This is a genomic window from Hyphomicrobium sp. 99, assembly GCF_000384335.2.
Classification (GTDB): domain Bacteria; phylum Pseudomonadota; class Alphaproteobacteria; order Rhizobiales; family Hyphomicrobiaceae; genus Hyphomicrobium_B.
The window spans coordinates 21607-37160 of sequence record NZ_KQ031382.1 but is presented as its reverse complement, the minus strand read 5'-3'; the positions used below and the strand labels follow the sequence as shown (position 1 = coordinate 37160).

General features: G+C 59.5%; 15 protein-coding genes and 1 pseudogene. 8 read left to right on the top strand and 8 right to left on the bottom strand.

Going from position 1 to position 15554, the window contains the following annotated elements; translation table 11 throughout:
- Positions 1 to 45: 45 nt before the first annotated feature.
- Entirely contained in the window at positions 46 to 234 is a 189-nt protein-coding gene (locus G359_RS00445; RefSeq protein ID WP_045834532.1) for a twin transmembrane helix small protein, read from the bottom strand.
- Positions 235 to 560: 326 nt separating this feature from the next.
- Here G359_RS00445 and G359_RS00440 point away from each other — a divergent pair, with 326 nt between their 5' ends.
- The 4 genes from G359_RS00440 to G359_RS00425 all read left to right on the top strand — a co-directional run bounded on the left by G359_RS00440 (position 561) and on the right by G359_RS00425 (position 4790).
- Positions 561 to 2054, top strand: coding sequence for a murein hydrolase activator EnvC family protein (locus G359_RS00440; RefSeq protein ID WP_082072745.1), 1494 nt, complete (start codon positions 561 to 563; stop codon positions 2052 to 2054).
- Complete coding sequence (locus G359_RS00435; RefSeq protein ID WP_045834530.1) at positions 2054 to 3484, top strand: S41 family peptidase; 1431 nt, start codon at positions 2054 to 2056, stop codon at positions 3482 to 3484. The genes G359_RS00440 and G359_RS00435 overlap by 1 nt, the downstream gene beginning before the upstream one ends.
- Before the next feature lie 86 nt (positions 3485 to 3570).
- Positions 3571 to 4098 (top strand): RNA pyrophosphohydrolase, encoded by a 528-nt coding sequence (locus G359_RS00430; protein WP_045834529.1) that lies wholly within the window; start codon positions 3571 to 3573, stop codon positions 4096 to 4098.
- Positions 4099 to 4256: 158 nt separating this feature from the next.
- A complete protein-coding gene (locus G359_RS00425) occupies positions 4257 to 4790 on the top strand; it encodes an RNA pyrophosphohydrolase (RefSeq protein ID WP_045837470.1) in 534 nt (177 codons plus the stop codon).
- A gap of 13 nt (positions 4791 to 4803) precedes the next feature.
- Here the strand turns inward: G359_RS00425 and G359_RS19840 are convergent, their stop codons facing one another.
- From G359_RS19840 to G359_RS00410, 4 genes are all read right to left on the bottom strand, one after another.
- Positions 4804 to 4950, bottom strand: coding sequence for a DUF2474 domain-containing protein (locus G359_RS19840; protein ID WP_082072743.1), 147 nt, complete (start codon positions 4948 to 4950; stop codon positions 4804 to 4806).
- Positions 4950 to 5957 carry a cytochrome d ubiquinol oxidase subunit II gene (gene cydB, locus G359_RS00420; protein ID WP_045834528.1) on the bottom strand — a complete coding sequence of 336 codons (1008 nt, stop codon included), beginning with the start codon at positions 5955 to 5957 and terminating at the stop codon, positions 4950 to 4952. Before cydB ends, G359_RS19840 begins: the two co-directional genes overlap by 1 nt.
- 5 nt (positions 5958 to 5962) lie before the next feature.
- Entirely contained in the window at positions 5963 to 7405 is a 1443-nt protein-coding gene (locus tag G359_RS00415; RefSeq protein ID WP_045834527.1) for a cytochrome ubiquinol oxidase subunit I, read from the bottom strand.
- Between the two features lie 213 nt (positions 7406 to 7618).
- The gene (locus G359_RS00410) at positions 7619 to 7882 is read right to left on the bottom strand and encodes a hypothetical protein (protein WP_045834526.1); all 264 of its coding nucleotides are present in this window, start codon (positions 7880 to 7882) and stop codon (positions 7619 to 7621) included.
- A 560-nt stretch (positions 7883 to 8442) separates the two neighbouring features.
- On the opposite strand from G359_RS00410, the gene G359_RS00405 reads away from it, so the two are divergent.
- Together G359_RS00405 and G359_RS00400 are read left to right on the top strand one after the other, a co-directional pair.
- Positions 8443 to 8727: a hypothetical protein gene (locus G359_RS00405; RefSeq protein WP_045834525.1), complete on the top strand. Its 285-nt coding sequence runs from the start codon at positions 8443 to 8445 to the stop codon at positions 8725 to 8727.
- Positions 8728 to 8985: 258 nt separating this feature from the next.
- Positions 8986 to 10296, top strand: coding sequence for an MFS transporter (locus G359_RS00400; RefSeq protein ID WP_045834524.1), 1311 nt, complete (start codon positions 8986 to 8988; stop codon positions 10294 to 10296).
- Between the two features lie 81 nt (positions 10297 to 10377).
- Here the strand turns inward: G359_RS00400 and G359_RS00395 are convergent, their stop codons facing one another.
- Entirely contained in the window at positions 10378 to 11898 is a 1521-nt protein-coding gene (locus G359_RS00395; RefSeq protein WP_045837469.1) for an acyl--CoA ligase, read from the bottom strand.
- A 40-nt stretch (positions 11899 to 11938) separates the two neighbouring features.
- Positions 11939 to 12943: a ketopantoate reductase family protein gene (locus G359_RS00390; protein WP_045834523.1), complete on the bottom strand. Its 1005-nt coding sequence runs from the start codon at positions 12941 to 12943 to the stop codon at positions 11939 to 11941.
- Positions 12944 to 13100: 157 nt separating this feature from the next.
- Between G359_RS00390 and oxlT the strand changes: the two genes are divergently transcribed.
- Both oxlT and G359_RS00380 read left to right on the top strand, forming a co-directional pair.
- Complete coding sequence (gene oxlT, locus G359_RS00385; protein WP_045834522.1) at positions 13101 to 14381, top strand: oxalate/formate MFS antiporter; 1281 nt, start codon at positions 13101 to 13103, stop codon at positions 14379 to 14381.
- Between the two features lie 104 nt (positions 14382 to 14485).
- Positions 14486 to 14849, top strand: a pseudogene (locus tag G359_RS00380) (hypothetical protein).
- A 21-nt stretch (positions 14850 to 14870) separates the two neighbouring features.
- Here G359_RS00380 and G359_RS00375 read toward each other — a convergent pair.
- Positions 14871 to 15530: a rhomboid family intramembrane serine protease gene (locus G359_RS00375; RefSeq protein WP_045834521.1), complete on the bottom strand. Its 660-nt coding sequence runs from the start codon at positions 15528 to 15530 to the stop codon at positions 14871 to 14873.
- Between the last annotated feature and the right edge of the window lie 24 nt (positions 15531 to 15554).

Here is a 15554-nt window from a genome sequence, read left to right as displayed (position 1 = left end):
GCTCGTTCAGGGTAAATGCGCCGGGTCCGTCGCGGCGGCCCGCCTTTAGTGGGTCACAAAGACGTAGGCAAGAATAATGAGGATCGCGAGAAACTGGAGGCCTACGCGCCAACGCATCAGCTTCTGGCTTCGGTTGGGGTTCCCACCCCTCATCATGTTCCAGAAACCCAGAAGAAGCACGATGAGAACGGCAAAAACAGCAACTGTAGTGGCATGATAGAGAAAAGTTTGCATTACTTGTTTCCGAAGCAAGAACTTGGTTTTTGCTTACGCCTTCCACCCCTGGCCGGCAATGTTCAAGTGGTTAAACCGGCTTCGCTCTCACGCCGAAAGACGGTCGCCCCCGTTAGCATTACGCATTTGAAATTTGCGCTCCGCTGCAAATCCCTTAATTTTTCCACCGCATCATCCGCTGGTCCGGTTCGGGCGATCCCGCCTCCGCAGACATTTGCGAAATGCGCCCTTTGAGCTGAGGCACCGTGTCAAAAAACCTACCGTCGTCGCGGACTAGACGGCCTCGCTCGAATAGCGTGGCCTGCCGTGGGCTGGCCGGCGTTCTGATGCTCTCGGTGACCCTCGCTCCTTTTCATCTAGCTGCACAGGAAGCGCTGCCTTCGGATCCGAACGCGGCCCGGAAGGCACTCGAAGAGAAAAAGCGCGAGCTTAATGCCAACGCCGCCAAAGAACTAACGATCCAATCGGACGTTTCGCAGCTCAGCGCCGAGCGCGAGCGGTTGAACGGTCGGCTCGTCGAAACAGCGGCGCTCATCCAGCGCAGCGAAGCGCAGATGACGTCGATCGAGGGCCGCTTATCGGAGCTCGAAGAGCAGGAGCGCGTCGTCAAGGGTTCGCTTGCGCAACGGCATGGCCAGATTTCGGGATTGCTGACCGCTTTGCAGCGTATGGGGCGCAATCCCCCGCCGGTTCTCGTGACGCGGCGCGAGGATGCCTTGAAGATGGTCCGCAGCGCGATGCTGCTGTCGTCGGCCTTTCCGGACCTTCGCGACAAGGCGGTTACTCTCGGAACGCAGCTCTCGGACTTACAGCGAGTGATGGGGAATATCCGCACGGAAGGCGCGCGGCTCCAGGCCGAGACGGAACGCCTCAATGAAGCGCGTACGCGTCTCGCGAGCCTCATGGAAGTGAAGAAATCGACGCTCGCCGATCGCCAGTCGGAGCTTCAATCCGTGCGCGTCGCGACCGCTGACATAACGAAGAGCGTCACCAACCTATCGGAACTGATTAGCCGCCTCGATACGACTGTGACGCAGCAGACCGGGCTTGGGGCCTACAACGACGAGATCAAGGCGCGGCGTCAGGCGGATGCGGCTCAGGGCCGGGCTCAGCCGAGCGGACCGCAGATCATTACGCCTCCGCCGCCAGAGCAGGATGCGGAAACGGCGAAAGCGACGGGTGTCGTTGCAGCAGTCGCGAGCAACCCAGCACCCGCTGCGGGGGTGATACCGGCGACGCTGTCTGCGAAAGCCCCCGCCACGCCGCCGCCAGCGGCGCAAGGCGCGCCGAACGCCGGCGCGGGCAACAGCAAGGTCGCTATGGTCGAGCTGGAGCCGGGCGGCGCATCGCTCATCCCCGGCAGTCCGGGACGAATCAAGCCCGCGATCCCGTTTTCGGATGCTCGTGGCAAACTGCCGTTACCCGCCCAAGGGCGGCGCGCACTGACGTTCGGGGAAAAGACCCAATTCGGTGGTCAATCGAAGGGTATGGTCATAGAAACGCGGTCGTCGGCCCAGGTGACGTCACCGTGTGATGGCTGGGTTGTCTACGCCGGAGAATTCCGCAGCTACGGGCAACTCTTGATCATTAATGCTGGCGATGGCTATCATGTTCTGCTCGCGGGTTTGTCTCAGATCGACGTCCAGCCGGGACAGTTCGTGCTGACCGCGGAGCCCGTCGGTACAATGAGTGGTGGGCAAAAGAATTCCGCGTCCGCTCCGGTAAGCGGACCTGTTTTATATGTTGAACTTCGTAAAGATGGGCGTCCTATAGATCCCGATCCCTGGTGGGCATCAGGTCAGCAGAAGGTACAAGGCTAATGCGCAAGACAGACTATGCATTCTGGACATTCCTGCTGATGACAGGTTTGGCCGGCGCGACCACGCTGCTGAACGTCACGCAGACGTACTCGGCGACGGCGTCGCAGAATTCCGAACTCTATAAACAACTGGATCTCTTCGGCGACGTGCTCGAGCGCGTTCGCTCCGACTACGTCGAAAAGCCCGACGATACTGCGCTGATCGAAGCCGCCATCAACGGCATGCTCGCATCTCTCGATCCGCACTCGTCCTATATGAGCCCGAAGAACTTCCGGGACATGCAGGTTCAGACGCGCGGCGAGTTCGGCGGTCTCGGCATCGAAGTCACGATGGAGAACGGCGTCATCAAGGTCGTCTCGCCCATCGACGACACGCCCGCCGCCAAGGCCGGCCTGATGGCAAACGACCTCATCACCCATCTCGACAATGAAGCGATTTCCGGCCTGACGCTCGAACAGGCGGTCGAAAAGATGCGCGGTCCGGTCAATACGCCGATCACGCTGACTGTCGTTCGCAAGGGCAAGGACGAACCGTTCGACGTGAAGGTCACGCGCGACGTGATCCGCATCAACGCCGTCAAGTCGCATGTGGAAGGCGATATCGGCTACGTGAAGGTCACGACATTCAACGAGCAGACGCACGCCAACCTGGTGAAGGCCGTCGAAACGCTCGACAAGCAGATCGGGCCCAACATCAAGGGTTACATCATCGACCTGCGCAACAATCCGGGTGGTCTCCTGGATCAGGCGATCGCGGTGTCGGATGACTTCCTGGAGCAGGGCGCGATCGTGCTCACCAAGGGTCGCAACAATGAGGAAACGCAGCGGGCGAACGCTCGTCCGGGCGATATCACCGACGGCAAGAAGGTCGTTGTTTTGATCAACGGCGGTTCGGCATCGGCGTCGGAAATCGTGGCGGGAGCTCTGCAGGACCACAAGCGCGCGACGATCATCGGCACGCGCTCGTTCGGCAAGGGTTCCGTTCAGACGATCATTCCGCTCGGAGCGAACGGCGCGATCCGCTTGACGACGGCCCGTTACTACACGCCGTCGAACCGGTCGATCCAGGCCAAGGGCATCGAGCCGGATATCAACGTCGACGAAGCCGTGCCGGATGACATGAAGGACAAGATCGCAGCCGAGAAGCCGCGCGGCGAAGCGAGCCTTCGGGGCCATCTGAAGAACCCTGACGGCACCGAGAAGGAAGACGATCTCGGCGAACCGTCGGGCTCACCGTCCTACGTTGCCAAGGATGCCGATAAGGACACGCAGTTGCAGTACGCAATCAACTTCCTGCACGGCACCGCGAAGGGTCCGGAGACGTCGAGCGCGACGCCTTCGACACCGGCGGCAACGCCCGCGCCTCAGTCCGGTTCGGACAATAAGGCGCCGGTTCCGTCCGATGACGACAAGAAGGTCACGCCGAACTAAAAGCGGCTTTCCCAAGCCTGGTTTTTTGAAGGGCGCCATTTGGCGCCCTTCATGTTATTGGGCATCGTTCAATAAAGGGGTGAGCTATGGCGGATCAGTCGAAGAAAGCCGTTGCGGATGCGTTGCCGTATCGTCCGTGTGTGGGTCTGATGGTCATCAATCGCGAAGGTCTTGTATGGGTCGGCCGACGCGCCGATATTCCGGGTGATGCCGAGGGCCGCGGGACGTGGTGGCAGATGCCGCAGGGCGGTATCGATCCGGGCGAGGAGCCGGCGAAGGCTGCGCGGCGCGAACTCTTCGAAGAAACGTCGATCGTCTCTGCCGATCAGATCGGCGAGCTATCGAAATGGCTGACCTACGACCTTCCCGACAATCTCATCGGGCAGGCGTGGGGCGGCAAATATCGCGGCCAGAAACAGAAATGGTTCGCTTTTCGATTCACGGGCACCAACAGCGAAATCAACATCCTGCCCGCAATAGGGGAACCCGAGTTCGTGGAGTGGCGTTGGGCTCCGGTCGATGACCTTCTCGACCTCATCGTGCCCTTCAAGCGAGAGGTCTATCGGGATGTGCTTGCCGAGTTCGCTCCGCTCGCACACCCAAACCGTCCGTGATGTGCGCAACTTCACTGCACAAAAAATGTGATTTGTTGCGTTTGGTCCTCAATATGACAGCCTAATGTCATAAGACTGCTACGAAATTCTGTACGATAGGCGAATCAAGGCGCAGATTGAGCGCCAATGTTATCCACAGGTCCGGCTGAATGACGATGTTGCCTGATCTTCCCCGGCTTACCCATGACGCGCTTCCGTGGCGGACGTGCGTCGGCATCATGCTGCTCAATCGCGAAGGCTTGGTATGGGTCGGGCGTCGTCGTCCGAAATGGGCGGGCGAACATCAGGATTACATCTGGCAGATGCCGCAGGGCGGCATCGAGAAGTTTGAAGCGCCTCGCATCGCCGCTCTCCGTGAGCTTCGCGAAGAAACCGGCGTTACGAGCGTCCGGGTTATCGGCGAGCATCCGCAGTGGCTGAGCTACGAGCTTCCCGAAAGTTTGCTCGGCATCGCGCTCAAAGGCCGGTTTCGCGGGCAGCGGCAGAAATGGTTCGCGATGCGCTTCCTCGGAGAAGATTGCGAGATCGATATTTCGCCGAAGGAAGGTGCGAAAGCCGAGTTCGACACTTGGAAGTGGGTTCCGCTCGAGGCCGTGCCGGACCTGATCGTGTCGTTCAAGCGCGAGATCTATCAACGCGTGGCGGGCGATTTCGCACATCTGGCGCAGCCACTCACGGACCGCCAAGTCTAACGGTCGCGCATCCTCAGGTCTTGAGTCCCGCAGCGGTCATGAGGATCCGGATCACGATCGCGACCACGCCGACCGTCGCGACTCCGCCAGCCCACAGCACCATGAGCCAGCCGATACGCCGTACCCACGACGGTCTCTCATTTCTGATATCGGCGGACATCAATGATAGCCTTCTCCAGCTCTCACCTTGCCGCGGAACACGCTGTATGCCCATGCCGTGTACATGAGGATGAAGGGAATGATGAAGAGCGCGCCGACGAGCGCGAAGCCCATGCTCTGCGGCGGTGAGGCCGCGTCCCAGATGGAAATCGACGGCGGGATGATGTTCGGCCACAGGCTGATGACCAAACCGCTATAACCCAAAAATACGAGTGCCAGCGCCAGTAAGAATGGCAGCGCGTGCGAATCGCGGTTCACGGACCAGAGAAGCGCGAGCGTCGCCACAGCAACGAGTATCGGGACCGGCGAAAAGATGATGATGTTCGGGAACGAGAACCAGCGCGCCGCGATCTCCGGATGTTGGATGGGCGTCCAGATGCTCACGATGATGATGGCGACGAACAGGATGAGCGTGATCGGGTGCGCGAGCGCGCGCATGCGCTCCTGCAAGGGCCCTTCGGTTTTGATGATGAGCCATGTCGCGCCGAGAAGCGCGTAGCCGACGAGCAATGCAAAGCCCGTGAATATGCTGAAGGGGGTCAACCAATCGAGCGCGCCTCCGGCAAAGGCGTTTTTGGTGACGACGAAACCCTGGATGAAGGCCCCGAGGATAAGGCCCTGGCAAAATGTTGCGATGTAGGAGCCTACGGCAAATGCCGTGTCCCAGGTGTGCCTCGGAGCACCTTCGGCGTTCAAACGAAATTCGAACGCAACGCCGCGCAGGATCAGTCCGGCGAGCATGACGATGATCGGCAGGTAGAGAGCGCTCAGAATAACCGAATAGGCGAGCGGGAACGCCGCGAGGAGGGCTGCTCCGCCGAGAACGAGCCACGTCTCGTTGCCGTCCCAGATGGGGGCCACGGTATTCACCATCAAATCTCGATCGTCGCGAGCGGGAATGAACGGGAATAGGATTCCCACTCCCAGATCGAAGCCATCCATGATGACGTACATCATCAGGCCGAAGCCGATGATCAGAGCCCAGATGAGTGGGAGATCGATGCCCATGGCGGTCAATTCCCTATCGCAGTCGGCACGGGTGGAGCGTCGATGTCGTCGCTCGCGGCGGAGATCGGGCGCGCGGGACGGTGGTAAAGATTGTCACCGTCGTGGGGAGCGCCGCCTTCTTCGTCGGGACCCTTCGCGACGATTTTGAGCATGTAGGCAAGGCCCACGCCGAAGACGACGAAATACAAAACGACAAACAGGCAAAGCGATATCGACAGTGCAAGCACGGAATGGTTCGAGACGCCTTCCGCGGTGCGCATAACATTGTAGACGACCCAGGGCTGGCGTCCGACCTCGGTCGTTATCCAGCCCGCCAAAATGGCGATCAGACCCGTCGGTCCCATCCATAATGCGAAGAGTAGGAAGGGCTTCGAAGAATAGAGGTCGGCTTTCCATCGCAGCCATAGGCCCCACAGGCCAAGGATGAGCATCAAGATGGCGAGGCCTACCATGATCCGAAACGTCCAGAATATGATTGTCGAATTCGGACGGTCATTGGGTGAATATTCCTTCAGCCCCGGGATCACGCCGTGAAGCTGGTGCGTCAGGATAAGACTGCCGAGATAGGGGATTTCGACGGCGTAGAGCGTTTTCTCCGCCGCCATGTCCGGCCAGCCGAAAAGAATGAGAGGTACGCTTTCGCCGGGGATGTTCTCCCAATGGCCCTCGAGCGCCGCGACCTTGGCTGGTTGATGTTCGAGCGTGTTCAGTCCGTGCTGATCGCCAATGAAAATTTGGATGGGCGTCAACACCACGATCAGCCCCATCGCCATCGCGAACATCGTGCGAATTGCTGGTGTCGAGCGACCCCTGAGCATGTGCCAGGCAGCTGCGGCGCCGACGAAAAGACCGGTCGCCAGATAGGCGGCCACCGTCATGTGCAGGAGCCGATAGGGGAAGGATGGGTTGAAGATGACCTGCAACCAATCGGTGGGCACGACCCGGCCGTCCGTCACGGTGAAGCCGGCGGGCGTTTGCATCCAGCTGTTGGACGCGAGAATCCAGGTCGCCGAGATCAGCGTTCCTGCGGCGACCATGATCGTCGCGAAAAAATGGAGGCCAGGGCCGACTTTTTTCCAGCCGAACAGCATGACGCCGAGGAAGCCTGCTTCGAGGAAGAAGGCGGTCAGAACCTCGTAGGCCAGAAGCGGGCCGGTAACGCCGCCGGCGAATGTCGAGAAGAAGCTCCAGTTGGTGCCGAACTGGTAGGCCATGACGATGCCAGAGACGACGCCCATGGCGAAATTGATCGCAAATATCTTCGCCCAGAAAAAATAGAGATCGCGATATCTGGGTTCCTGTTTCCACAACCACAGGCCTTCGAGCGTGACGAGATAGCTCGCGATCCCGATGGTCAGCGCCGGAAAGATGATGTGAAAAGAGACCGTGAAGGCGAACTGAAAGCGCGCTAGCTCGAGAGCGGTCGTTGATGCCGCGCTGGTATCCATGCTTTAGCCTCGGTACCTTCGCCTCGGAAAAGTCGCGGCTATCTTGAACCTGTCGCCGCCATTGCGAAAGAGCGTCGCGTACTCGGACTTAACGAACGGCTAAGCGGTAGACGGTTCTTCTCGGGGCCATCACCGTTCTCAAGCTGATCAATTTTGCTCAAGTGGAGCGAATGAGCAAACTAAAATTTAAATCGGCCGTTCAAAGGGAGGCAGCTAGCGGCGCGGCAGTCCAAACGTTCTGTTCGTCGGGCTGAAGTCAGTCGAGGGACTATTGTAGTCACGCAGGCGGCCGGGATAATTCGGCGTTGGCGACCCGACATTTCCCGATGCGCCCGACCCGCTGCCGTTCGACGAACTCGGCGGCATGCGGACCATCGAGTCCGGATTTCCCGAAGCCGGTGGCGCGGTGTTCGACTGAGCGGAGGCCGATCCCACCGATCCCAGGATCACCGCCGCGGCAATGATGACCTTTTTCATTTGTCGAACTCCTCTTCGCTGAGAATGCAGCTCGCTTCTATCCCGTTATTTACATGGGGAATTCGAATGATGCTGCAAGGCGAGCATGGCAGACGCGCGCCATGGCTTGGGGGCAGGCGCAGCGCGCGCAGCTCGATCAAAGAGATCATTTTCCAGAGGTGGCGTCAGCGAACGAGTAACATCGTCCACGTTGCGAGGCCGACAAGAACGGCGCACAACAGCATCAGCATCAGCGGATTATGCGCAGGCGGTCTATCCCTGCCGTCCGAAGGATCTGTGATTTTTGACATGAGCATCATAATACAAATTGCTTGAACGGAGTATGAGAGAAACTTTGAGCTATTTTTCAGAGTCTTGCGCGCAAAATGTAAAAAAGTGGTTGACCATTCGTGAATAGATTTCTGATCTTTAAGCCACGTTCGCGTCTGCCACTTCTATTGTGGCATTTGTTAATTTGAAGAACGCGCGGCTGATCGCCGGACTTTTTTAATTGCACGGCGTTCAAGTTATTTTCCGCGGCGGGGAGGTTGTTCCGAGAACTAGAGCTGAGGAGCTTTAGGATGCCAGGATTGATCCAAAAGCGGGGCCTCATAGGGGTCTCGATCGTGGTTCTCGGAATTGCTCAGTTCGGCTCGCCCGCTTACGCCGATTGGGAACCCGAAAGCATTCGCATTCAGAAGGAAGCCGAGAAGTCTTACCGGACCGCTCCAGTCGTCCCCATCGATCGGCCGAACTCTCATCATCGTGATTATTTGAAAGACGGACCTGCCGGCAATCAGCTTGGTCCTTCGCCTATCCCGGGATCGACACTGCCCGGAGCGGGCAAGCGTGCGTCTGATCACTAAGCTGATGTCGGCCTGACGACTCGCGAGTGTCTCTGCAAGCTGGCGTGAGTTTCGATAGAGTGTTCTTACGCCGCAGCTTTGCATTTACGAGGCGACCGGTTCAAAGAAAGAAGATCGCGCTTTTATGCTGCGGCATCCGGGACATTGGACAATTTGCCCAATGCCCTCGCCGTTAGGACCGGGACAAAAAGCTACAGAAGAGGCTAGCGGACGCTTTGCGCGCGAAGCCGGGCATGGTTCAAGGAGCAAAATCGGCCGATGAGTGGAGCCTCAGCCACGTTCGAACGGGACGCGAGAATCGTAAATGCCCGGCACGGTGAAATTAACCCCGGCGAGATCGCCATTGGGGTCATCATCGGGCGGACCTCGGAGTTTTTCGACTTCTTCGTTTACGCCATCGCTTCGGTGCTCGTCTTTCCGAAGCTCGTCTTTCCGCATCTCGATGCGCTGACCGGCACGCTCTATTCGTTCGCGATCTTTGCGCTCGCTTTCGTCGCCCGGCCTATCGGCACCGTCCTGTTCATGGGCATCGATCGCGCGCTGGGTAAAGGCGTGAAGCTCACGATCACCCTTTTCCTTCTTGGCAGTTCGACTGTCGCGATCGCCTTTCTTCCCGGCTACGAGCAGATCGGCTGGGCGTCAGCTCTTCTTCTCGCTGTCTTCCGCATCGGCCAGGGCTTGGCGCTCGGCGGCGAGTGGGACGGCCTTCCTGCATTGCTGGCGATGAATGCGCCTGAAAACCGGCGTGGCTGGTACGCCATGATTCCGCAGCTCGGCGCGCCGCTCGGTTTGATGGTCGCAGCTGCTCTGTTCGCCTATTTTGCGTCCAACCTCTCGTCGGAAGATTTCCTCGACTGGGGCTGGCGCTATCCGTTCTTCGTCGCTTTCGCGATCAACGTCGTTGCGCTCTTTGCCCGTCTTCGCATGGTCGTGACGCCGGAATACACCAAGCACTTCGAGCAGCGCGAACTCGAGCCGAAGCCCATCGGAGAGACGATCCGGGCGGAGGGCGCGCATATCGTCATCGGTGCATTCGCGCCGCTCGCAAGCTTCGCGCTCTTTCACATGGTCACCGTGTTCCCGCTTTCCTGGGTGTTCCTCTATACCGACCAGAGCCCGTCGCGCTTCCTCGTCATCGAGCTCATTGGCGCGGTGGTCGGTCTCGTGACGATCGTGCTTTCGGGCTACGTGGCCGATCGGGTTGGCCGTCGAAATCTGCTCTCGGCGACGGCGGCTGCCATCGCTGCATTCAGCGGCTTCGCGCCTCAGCTTCTCAACGGCGGTGACGTCGGCGAAGCCATCTTCATGATCTCCGGCTTCATCTTGCTCGGCTTGTCGTTCGGGCAGTCGTCGGGCGCGGTCGCGTCGAATTTTTCGAAGGCCTATCGCTACACCGGATCGGCATTGACGACGGACCTCGCGTGGCTCGTTGGCGCTGGGTTTGCACCGTTCGTCGCGCTTTATCTGTCGAGCCAGTTCGGTCTTATGGCGGCCGGCGGATATCTGCTCTCTGGTGCTGTGGTTACGCTGTTGGCGCTGGCGATGAGCCGTCAGCTCGAGTCACGCTAAAACTTTCTGTCAGCGACCAAGTTCAAAAAAAACGCCCGGCTTTTAGCCGGGCGTTTTTTGTTATGGAGTTGGCTCTGATCTTCAGACGAGACCGAGCTTCTGCGCGAGGCCGATGCGTTGCAGCTTGCCGGTTGCGCCCTTCGGAATTTCCGCGAGGAGCAGGATCTTGCGCGGCACCTTGAAGTTCGCGAGATGCTCGCTCGCGAAGTCGCGGAGTTCTCTTTCCGTCGCCTGCTTGCCTTCGCGCAAGACAACAGCGGCGGCGACGTCCTCGCCGAGCTTGTCATGCGGCATCGCGAAGGTCACGACCTGCAACACGGCGGGATGATCCATCAGGACTTCGTCGACCTCGCGCGGAGATACCTTTTCGCCACCGCGATTGATGATCTCTTTCAGGCGTCCGGTGATCGTGATGTAGCCGTCGGCATCGATCGTGCCCTGGTCGCCCGTGCGGAACCAGCCGTTGGTGAAGGCTTCGCTGTTGGCCTTTTCATTATTCTCATAGCCGGCGGTAACGTTCTCGCCGCGAATGACAATCTCGCCCGTCGCGCCCCGAGGCAGCAGATTGCCGTCCTGGTCCATGATCGCAACCTCGGGTCCGGCGGCGATGCCGACCGTGCCGGGCTTCCTCGTGCCGCCGATCGGGTTCGACGCCATCTGATGGGCCGCTTCGGTCATGCCGTACGCTTCGACGACAGGTGCGCCAAAGGCTGCTTCGAGTTCCGCGATGACCTGCGGCGGCAGCGACGAAGACGAAGAGCGAATGAAGCGCAGCTTGTGACGCGCAATGATTTCGCGGTTGTGATGGGCGCGGCTGACGATTGCCTGATGCATGGTCGGCACCGCCGTGTACCAGGTCGGAGCTGCCTCTTCCATCGCGGAGAAGAACTTAAGCGCGTTGAAGCCCGACGTGCAGAAGATCGAACCACCGCGGGACAACGGCGCGAGCACGCCCGCGATCAATCCGTGAATGTGGAAGAGGGGAACGACGTTCAACGCGCGGTCATCGCTCGAAAGGTTCAGCGCCGTTGCGATGTTGCGCGCGGAGGCGGCGACGTTGCGGTGCGTCAGGGGAACGATCTTCGGACGCGAGGTCGTGCCGGACGTGTGAAGGATCAACGCCGTATCGTCGGGGGTCGCGGGACCGGAAAGAGCAGGCTGCTCGTGCCGGGCAGCGGCCGAAAGCGTGAAGGCGCCTGCGCCATGGTCCGGATCGGACTTCAGCGTGATGATCGTAATGCCGCGCTTTTCGGCGACGGCGATTGCGGGCGAGGTGCTGCCCTCTTCGACAATGAGCGCCTTCGTATTGATGTCCGACATGTAGAAGTCGAACTCATCGGCGCGATATGCGGGATTGAGCGGCGCGGCGGTCGCGGCCGAAGCCGTGGCGATGAACGCCGTCGCCATTTCAGGTCCGTTCGGAAGAACGATGGCGACGCGGTCGCCGCGGCCGATGCCGAATTCGTTCAGGCGAGCGATCGTCCGCAAGACGAGCGTGCGGAAGCCCGCATAGGTGAGGGGTTGGGCGCCCGAAGCTCTGATCGCGGGAGCCTGGTCTTCGCCCGCTTTGAGAAGGTCGTGAAGGGTCGTACTCGTTGCCATTTTGATTCTGTCTCCGGTGCCTCGCCATTTGAAGGCGTCGTCAGGCTTTTTCAATTCTCAGGCGGCCGCCGTCGCGTGCCAGCGTTGCCGCGAGCAGCTTCACGCAGGCGTAAACCGTCTCGATCTGTGGGGTGGGTACGTTGGCGATGCGGCCAAGTTCGATTACCGAGCCGATCAGGGCATCGGCTTCGATGCCGCGCCCGGCTTCGATATCCTGAAGCATCGACGTTTTGTGCGGTCCGACGGCTTCGGCGCCGGCGATGCGCTTCTCCAACGGGATGCGGAAACGGATTCCGAGAGCCTCGCCAACGGATTGGGCTTCGCGCATGAGGCGCGCTGCGGCGTCGCGGGTCGGCTGAAACCTGCAGATATCCTCAAGAGTGGCATGCGTCAGCGCGCTGATCGGGTTGAAGCTCAGATTGCCCCAAAGCTTCGTCCAGATCTCGGCGCGGATATCTCCGGCGACCGGGGCCTTGAATCCGGCCTTCTGCAACGTTTCGGAAATGCGGACGATGCGTTCGGTTTTGGAATTGTCGATTTCGGCGATCGAGAAGCGATTGCCCTCGATATGCTTGATGACGCCGGGCTCAGTTATTTCGGCCGCCGGATAGACGACGCTGCCGAGGACGCGCTCCGCGGGCAGATTGTCGGCAATGATCCCACCCGGATCGACGGTCTCGAGGCGCCGCCCTTCATGCGGGCCGCTGACGCCCAGGAAGTACCACCAGGGAATGCCGTTTTGGGCCGTGAGCACGGCTGTGTCGCGACCATACATCGCGGGAAGATCGCGCACGACGGCTGCGACCTGTTGGGCCTTCATGCCCAGGATGATGAGGTCCTGCTCCGAAACCTCGGAGATCTTGTCGGTGGCGGCGATGCGCGAGACATTCTCGCTGCCATCTTCTTCAATCAGTTTCAGACCGTTTGCGCGGATCGCCGCGAGATGCGGACCGCGGGCAATAACGGTGATCTCTTCGCCGGATTGCGCCAAGCGAGCGGCGAGCAGGCCGCCGATTCCGCCAGCCCCGACGACACAAATTTTCATAGAGCTTCGTCCCTCAGTCTTTTGGCAGTGCAGCAAAAACTTTGTTGGCAAATCGCGTCAACGCTCCACTTGTCGAGCGTGATTTTTCACGATTTATGTGTGGAGCGCTTTTAGTGCGAAATGAAAAAAAATTACAAGCCCGAGGGGAAGTCGCAGGATGACTGTTCAAGCGGAGCCGAATGCTCCGGCTTCTATTTATGCCGCGCAGAATACGAAGCGCTGGCTACAGCTAATTCTTGGCGTGTTGTGCATGACGATGATCGCCAACCTGCAATATGGTTGGACGCTATTCGTCAATCCTATCGCCACGAAATTCGGCTGGGAAATGGCCGCCATCCAATGGGCATTTACCATTTTCGTGCTGACTGAAACGTGGCTAATTCCGTTCGAAGGCTATCTCGAAGACAAGTTCGGGCCGCGGCCGCTCGTGCTGTTCGGCGGCATTCTGGTCGGCATCGCATGGGTGATGAACTCATACGCGGACTCGCTCACGATGCTCTATGTCGCACAGGCGATCGGCGGCGTTGGCGCAGGCGCGGTTTACGGCACGTGCGTCGGCAACGCGCTCAAGTGGTTCCCTGACCGGCGCGGCTTTGCCGCAGGCGTTACGGCGGCAGGCTTCGGAATGGGATCGGCCCTCACGATCATTCCCATTTCAAAAGTTATTGCCGCAGATGGATACGAAGCGGCGTTCCTCTATTTCGGCGTCTTGCAGTCGGTGGTCATCATCATTGCATCGTTCCTGCTTCGCTCGCCGCCGAAAGAAGCGCACAGCGTCCAGCCGACTTCGCTCGTCACATCGCGGCGTTCGTTCACGCCGGTCGAGATGCTCAAGTCTCCGATCTTCTGGATCATGTATCTGATGTTCGTGATGATGGCGGCCGGCGGCCTGATGGCCACGGCGCAGCTCGCGCCCATCGCGAAGGATTTCAAGGTCGCGGACGTTCCTGTTTCGCTCATTGGCATCACGCTGCCGGCGCTGACGTTTGCGCTCTCGCTCGATCGCATTCTGAATGGTCTGACGCGGCCGTTCTTCGGCTGGGTTTCCGACAAGATCGGACGTGAGACGACGATGTTCATCGCCTTCGGTATCGAGGGCGTCGGCATTCTTGCCCTCGGACACTACGGGCAAGATCCATTCATGTTCGTGCTTTTGACCGGTCTCGTGTTCTTCGCGTGGGGCGAAATCTACAGCCTCTTCCCGGCGACTTGCGGAGATACGTTCGGCTCGAAATTCGCGACGACGAATGCCGGACTTCTCTACACGGCCAAGGGAACGGCAGCTCTTCTCGTTCCATTCTCCAGCATCCTGACGAAGACGACGGGAAGCTGGCACGCGGTCTTCTATACGGCAGCGGCGATGAACATTCTCGCAGCCGTTCTCGCGATCCTCGTGTTGAAGCCGTTGCGGCGGCGGGCCATGCTGAAGAACCAGTGACACGCCGGCAAGTACGGCCAAGTCTCTCAGGGTTTTGCAAACGAGCCGGAACCATGTTCCGGCTCGTTCTGTTTTGGGCGCAGGCAAGTGCTTGAGGACATGGGATGAGAGCAGCCGACCCATCGAAGGCGTACCGGCTTTTGGAGGCGGGTCCCATCGTGCTCGTCACGACGTCGAGCAAAGGGCCGCGCGAATGTCATGACGATGGGCTTTCACATGGTGGTGCAGCACGCGCCGTCGCTGATCAAAGAGTGCCTCGCCAACATCGAGTGCCGCGTGGCGGATACGGGCTTCGTAAAAAAATACAATCTATGGATTCTTGAGGCCCTCGCGATCTCAATCGACCGCAAGCGCAAGGAGCAGCGAACGCTGCATCACAACGGCGATGGCGCATTTACCGTCGATGGTCGCAAGCTCGATCTCCGCAAGCGCATGGTGTTGTGGAAGGACTTGCAGGTCGATCTCTGAGGTCGAATTCAAGCTCGGCCGTCACGCCGTCTGCGATGGGCCGGCGCGCTTTCCGAAAAGCAAGGCGATGACGAAACCTGCTGCAAAGCCGCCGACGTGGGCCATGTACGCGACGCCTCCGGCATCAGCCGTCTCGCCGGTGTTGGAGATGGAGCCGACACCGCTGAAAAGCTGAAGGACGATCCAGAAGCCGATGACGACCAGCGCCGGCATTGATATGACTTGGCGAATGACGAGGACGTCCACGCGCGATCTTGGGAACATCAAAATGTAGGCGCCGAGCACACCTGCGATCGCACCGGACGCGCCGACGTTCGGGATGCTCGAGCCCTCATTGAACACATACTGCGCGAACGTCGCGGCGATGCCTGCGATAAAATAGAAGACGAGATATTTTAAGTGGCCGAAATTATCTTCGACATTATCGCCGAAGATATAAAGATACAGCATATTGCCGAAGAGGTGCATCCAGCCGCCGTGCATGAACATGGCGGTGAAGAGCGTCGGCCATTCCGTTGCCGGGCTTTGACTGAAGTGGCTCGGGATAAATGCCCACTTCTCGACGAATGCGTCGCCGCCGTTGAGCTCGACCAAAAAGAAAAGGACGTTGGCAGCTATCAGGCCGTACGTCACGACCGGAACATCTGTTACCTCGGAATCATCGTCGCCGATCGGAAACATGGCCGTCGTCCCCCTCAAAGCTCC

Excerpts from the sequence above, each read along its gene's own strand:
- G359_RS00445 (WP_045834532.1), bottom strand. The coding sequence starts at position 234 with ATGCAAACTTTTCTCTATCATGCCACTACAGTTGCTGTTTTTGCCGTT.
- cydB (WP_045834528.1), bottom strand. The coding sequence starts at position 5,957 with ATGGGCATCGATCTCCCACTCATCTGGGCTCTGATCATCGGCTTCGGC.
- G359_RS00395 (WP_045837469.1), bottom strand. The coding sequence starts at position 11,898 with ATGGCAACGAGTACGACCCTTCACGACCTTCTCAAAGCGGGCGAAGAC.
- G359_RS00435 (WP_045834530.1), top strand. The coding sequence starts at position 2,054 with ATGCGCAAGACAGACTATGCATTCTGGACATTCCTGCTGATGACAGGT.
- G359_RS00400 (WP_045834524.1), top strand. The coding sequence starts at position 8,986 with ATGAGTGGAGCCTCAGCCACGTTCGAACGGGACGCGAGAATCGTAAAT.
- G359_RS00390 (WP_045834523.1), bottom strand. The coding sequence starts at position 12,943 with ATGAAAATTTGTGTCGTCGGGGCTGGCGGAATCGGCGGCCTGCTCGCC.
- G359_RS00440 (WP_082072745.1), top strand. The coding sequence starts at position 561 with ATGCTCTCGGTGACCCTCGCTCCTTTTCATCTAGCTGCACAGGAAGCG.
- G359_RS00375 (WP_045834521.1), bottom strand. The coding sequence starts at position 15,530 with ATGTTTCCGATCGGCGACGATGATTCCGAGGTAACAGATGTTCCGGTC.
- G359_RS00415 (WP_045834527.1), bottom strand. The coding sequence starts at position 7,405 with ATGGATACCAGCGCGGCATCAACGACCGCTCTCGAGCTAGCGCGCTTT.
- oxlT (WP_045834522.1), top strand. The coding sequence starts at position 13,101 with ATGACTGTTCAAGCGGAGCCGAATGCTCCGGCTTCTATTTATGCCGCG.
- G359_RS00410 (WP_045834526.1), bottom strand. The coding sequence starts at position 7,882 with ATGAAAAAGGTCATCATTGCCGCGGCGGTGATCCTGGGATCGGTGGGA.
- G359_RS00430 (WP_045834529.1), top strand. The coding sequence starts at position 3,571 with ATGGCGGATCAGTCGAAGAAAGCCGTTGCGGATGCGTTGCCGTATCGT.
- G359_RS19840 (WP_082072743.1), bottom strand. The coding sequence starts at position 4,950 with ATGTCCGCCGATATCAGAAATGAGAGACCGTCGTGGGTACGGCGTATC.
- G359_RS00405 (WP_045834525.1), top strand. The coding sequence starts at position 8,443 with ATGCCAGGATTGATCCAAAAGCGGGGCCTCATAGGGGTCTCGATCGTG.